Annotated in this window: 1 protein-coding gene and 1 pseudogene; one reads left to right on the forward strand and one right to left on the reverse strand. The window is 69.6% G+C overall.

What is annotated here, in order from left to right; translation table 11 throughout:
• Positions 1 to 209 (reverse strand): annotated as a pseudogene (locus BI06_RS22295) (hypothetical protein); the annotation flags it as partial.
• Positions 210 to 666: 457 nt separating this feature from the next.
• On the opposite strand from BI06_RS22295, the gene BI06_RS22300 reads away from it, so the two are divergent.
• Positions 667 to 965: TetR/AcrR family transcriptional regulator (locus BI06_RS22300; RefSeq protein ID WP_043470843.1), on the forward strand; the 299-nt coding region annotated here is incomplete at its 3' end.

The raw sequence follows: 965 nt of genomic DNA on the forward strand, positions 1-965 counted from the left end.
CCGACCGTCTTGGCGGCCGCGATCTCCCGTGCGAACCGGACCCGGAACAGCTCGTCCTCGGCCAGCTCCCCCCGCACGGTCTTGATCGCCACTCGGCGGCCGGACGCGGACCGCGCCAGGTAGACCAGGCCCATTCCCCCCGCCCCGAGCCGCCCCAGCACCTCGAAGGGCCCGATCCGCCTCGGATCGTGCGCCGTCAGCTGGTCCACCCGCTGCCACCTCCCCGTATTGAGCACCGCCCGCGTGGTGCCGGGCACCCACCGCGTGGTGCCGGACCCGATTGTCCAATGCCGCCCGGTCCATCTCCAACCTCCCCCGCCCGGAACGCCGTCCGGCCGGCCGGAGGGGCCACGGCCCGGTCAGCGGCTCCGGAACGGCCGGATCCTGACGTCCGCTCCGGCCCGGGCTTGCGCCCGACACGCCCGGGGCCACCGTGAGGGGCGACTCACACCCCCGATTACTCCGTCACGCTCCGTTACTCGATAACCCCTCAGCGAAGGGGTCGTCACCCTGTGGCGTCATCGGTGCACGGGGGGGCGTCATGACGCCCTCCGGAGGCCGATGAATATCCGTCCGAAGGCCCCCGAGCCCCTATACCAACCCCCGGGCGGAGTAATTGTCACATCACCGAATCGCGCCAAGATCGGGCCACGGTAAGCTGACGGCATGACAGGACAAGTTCGCACCGTCGACGGTCGCGTCGCCGGGCGACGCGGACAGGAGACGCGGCAGAAGCTGCTCGACTGCCTCCGCGAGATGCTCAGCACGTCGCCCTATCGGGACGTCAAGGTCATCGACGTCGCCCGTATGGCGGGTACCTCCCCCGCGACCTTCTACCAGTACTTCCCGGATGTCGAGGGCGCTGTCCTCGAAATCGCCGAGGAAATGGCCAAGGACGCCGACACGCTCAAAGAGCTGGTGGCCGGAAAGTCCTGGGCAGGGAAGTCCGGCACGACCACTTCGGA

Source organism: Kitasatospora sp. MBT66, assembly GCF_000710405.2.
Taxonomy (GTDB): domain Bacteria; phylum Actinomycetota; class Actinomycetes; order Streptomycetales; family Streptomycetaceae; genus Kitasatospora; species Kitasatospora purpeofusca.